3 protein-coding genes are annotated in these 3,474 nt (G+C 61.9%); all 3 read left to right on the top strand.

Annotated elements, in window-relative coordinates; all coding sequences use genetic code 11:
* On the top strand, positions 1–1,367 hold a 1,367-nt coding region (locus WB528_RS16915; RefSeq protein WP_423889556.1), incomplete at its 5' end, for a CpaF family protein.
* Between the two features lie 14 nt (positions 1,368–1,381).
* Entirely contained in the window at positions 1,382–2,359 is a 978-nt protein-coding gene (locus WB528_RS16910) for a type II secretion system F family protein (protein ID WP_423889555.1), read from the top strand.
* Between the two features lie 9 nt (positions 2,360–2,368).
* Positions 2,369–3,343: a type II secretion system F family protein gene (locus WB528_RS16905; protein WP_423889553.1), complete on the top strand. Its 975-nt coding sequence runs from the start codon at positions 2,369–2,371 to the stop codon at positions 3,341–3,343.
* Positions 3,344–3,474: the final 131 nt, after the last annotated feature.

The following is a 3,474-nucleotide window of genomic DNA, read 5'->3' as shown; positions in this document are numbered from 1 at the left end:
CGCCAGCGTCTCCGACGGTCGCATCGCCGCCTTTGGCGCCCGCCAAGCCGTCGGCCCCGCCGCCGGCGGAGGCGCGGAAATCCGACAACTATTACCAGGTCAAGGCGACGATTTTCGGCGCACTGATCGAGGCGATCGACCTCGCCCAGCTTGCCAAGCTCGACGGCGAATCCGCCCGCGAAGAAATCCGCGATATCGTCAACGAGATCATCGCGATCAAGAACATCGTGATGTCGATCGCCGAGCAGGAAGAACTGCTCGACGACATTTGCAACGACGTACTCGGCTACGGCCCGCTCGAGCCGTTATTGGCGCGCGACGACATCGCCGACATCATGGTCAACGGCGCCGGCACCGTCTACATCGAAGTCGCCGGCAAGATCCAGCGCACCGGCATTCGCTTTCGCGACAACCAGCAATTGCTCAATATCTGCCAACGCATCGTCAGCCAGGTCGGCCGGCGCGTCGACGAATCCTCGCCGATTTGTGACGCGCGCCTCGCCGACGGCTCCCGCGTCAACGCCATCGTGCCGCCATTGTCGCTTGACGGCCCCGCGCTGACCATCCGCAAATTCAAAAAGGACAAGCTGACCCTCGATCAGCTGATGAAGTTCGGCGCCATTTCGAAGGAAGGCGCTGAAATCCTTCAGATCATCGGCCGGGTCCGCTGTAACGTGCTGATTTCCGGCGGCACGGGCTCGGGCAAGACGACGCTTCTCAACTGCCTGACCAACTATATCGACGACGAAGAACGCATTATCACCTGCGAAGACGCCGCTGAACTTCAGTTGCAGCAGCCGCATGTGGTGCGGCTGGAAACCCGCCCGCCGAACATCGAGGGCGAAGGCCAGATCACCATGCGCGAACTGGTACGCAACTGCCTGCGTATGCGGCCCGAACGCATCATCGTCGGCGAAGTCCGCGGACCCGAGGCATTCGATCTCCTGCAAGCCATGAACACCGGTCACGACGGATCGATGGGCACGCTGCACGCCAACAATCCGCGCGAAGCGCTGTCGCGCTGCGAATCCATGATCACCATGGGCGGCTTTTCGCTGCCCTCGCGAACCATCCGCGAGATGATCTGTGCCTCGATCGACGTGATCATCCAGGCGGCCCGTTTGCGCGACGGCTCGCGTCGCATCACGCACATCACCGAGGTGATGGGCATGGAAGGCGAAACCATCATCACGCAGGACCTGTTCCTCTACGACATGATCGGCGAAGACGCCAATGGCAAGATCATTGGCCGGCATCGCTCGACCGGCATCGGACGGCCGCGCTTCTGGGAGCGGGCACGTTATTACGGCGAAGAGAAGCGGCTTGCCGCTGCGATCGACGCCGCCGAAGTCGCTCCGGCGAGCTAAGGGAGAAGAGCGCCATGAAGATGCAAGCACTTGCTTTGGCCTTTCTCGCTACCGCTGCGATCGGCGGCCTCGCCTGGGTTTTCCTGTACCCGCTGCTTTCCGGAGAGCGGAAAGCGCTAGGCCGGCGCGCGGCCGTCGCCAAGGCGGAGCCGGTAGCGGCGCGCCAAACCCAAAAGGAGCAGCGCTCCCGCCGCGAACAGGTGGAAGGAACGCTCAAGGAGGTCGAGGCGCGGCGCCAGAAAGATTCCAAGGTGACGCTGAACACCCGCCTGACCCAGGCGGGACTCGATTGGGAGCCGCGGAAGTTCATGATCGTTTCCGGCATTCTCGCCGTCGCCGCCTTCGCGGCCGCGACGTTCGCAGGCGGCGGGCTGCTTGGCGGCGTCGGCATGGCGTTCGCCGCCGGCTTCGGCCTGCCTCGCTGGATGCTGGGTTTCCTGAAGAAGCGGCGGGAGAAGGCTTTCTTGCGCCACCTGCCGGATGCCGTTGACGTCATCGTCCGCGGCATCAAGGCCGGTCTTCCGCTGTTTGAATCGCTCAAGGTGGTCGCGGCCGATTCGCCGGAGCCGCTAAAGTCCGAATTCCTGGCCATTATCGAAACCCAGGCCATCGGCATGCCGCTCGGCGAAGCTTGCGGCCGTCTGTTCGAACGAATGCCGGTGCCGGAGGCAAACTTCTTCGGGATCGTCATTGCGATCCAGCAGAAGTCCGGCGGCAACCTCTCGGAAGCGCTTGGCAACCTCTCCAAGGTGCTGCGCGATCGCAAGAAGATGGCCGAAAAGATTCAGGCGATGTCGATGGAAGCCAAGGCATCGGCGGGCATCATCGGCTCGCTGCCGCCGATCGTCATGCTGCTCGTCTACATGACGACGCCCGACTACATCTCGCTGTTGTGGACGCATCCGACAGGCCAATTGATGCTCGTAGGCTGCGCGGTCTGGATGACGCTCGGCATCCTCGTAATGAAAAAAATGATCAACTTCGACTTCTAACGGTGACGCATGATTAGCTTTATGGTCGACAAGCTCCACGACCCTCATTTCATGACCATGCTGCTGGCCGCCATTGCGGTTAGCGCGACGGCCTACACCCTGATCATGCCGCTGTTCGCCGGCGAGGGACTGGCCAAACGAATGAAGGCGGTCGCCAGCGAGCGCGAGCGGATCCGGGCGCGCGAACGCGAACGTCTCAACAAGACCGAAAAGGTGTCGTTGCGCCAGACGCCGAAGCAGCTCGTCTCCAAGGTGGTGGAAGACTTCAACCTCGGAAAATGGCTGGCGCAGGAAGCCGCACGCGACAAGCTCACCATGGCGGGTTATCGCGGCCAGGCACCCTACGTCACGTTTCTGTTCTTCCGCCTGGTGACGCCCGTCGTGCTCTTTATCGGGGCGGTGCTTTATGTTTTCGTGATTTCGCACATGCAAAAGACGGTTCCGGTCAAGATCGGCATGTGCGTCGGCGCCGCCTATCTCGGTCTGCAAGCCCCGATGCTGTTCCTGAAGAATGCGATTTCGAAGCGCCAGCTTTCGATCCGGCGCGCCTTTCCGGACTCGCTCGATCTGCTGCTGATCTGCATCGAATCCGGCATGTCGATCGAAGCCGCGTTCCGGAAGGTCAGTGTCGAGATTGCGACACAGTCGGTCGCGCTCTCGGAAGAGTTTACGCTCACCACGGCCGAATTGTCTTACTTGCAGGACCGCAAGGTCGCCTATGAAAATCTCGCCAAGCGCACCGGCGTCGACGGCGTCAAGTCGGTTTGCCTCGCGCTGCAACAGTCGGAACGCTACGGAACGCCGCTCGGCCAGAGCCTGCGCGTCATGGCCCAGGAAAATCGCGACATGCGCATGAACGAGGCCGAAAAGAAGGCCGCCGCGCTGCCGCCGAAACTGACGGTGCCGATGATCCTGTTCTTCCTGCCGGTGCTGTTTGTGGTCATCCTCGGGCCGACCGGCATCAAGGTCGCGGCAATGCAATGACGCAGCGTCCGGTACCGCCGACGTGAAGTCTCTGCACCCGCAGGCAGCGAGTTCGATCAGGCAGAAAGCGGTACTGGATTTGCTGATGCCGGTGACTTTCCGAAGTTCGTAAAAGGTACGCGGCTCGCGGT

Source organism: Bradyrhizobium sp. (assembly GCF_049586575.1).
GTDB lineage: Bacteria > Pseudomonadota > Alphaproteobacteria > Rhizobiales > Xanthobacteraceae > Bradyrhizobium.
The sequence above is the reverse complement of the archived record's forward strand: the minus strand, read 5'-3'. Positions and strand labels throughout refer to the sequence as shown.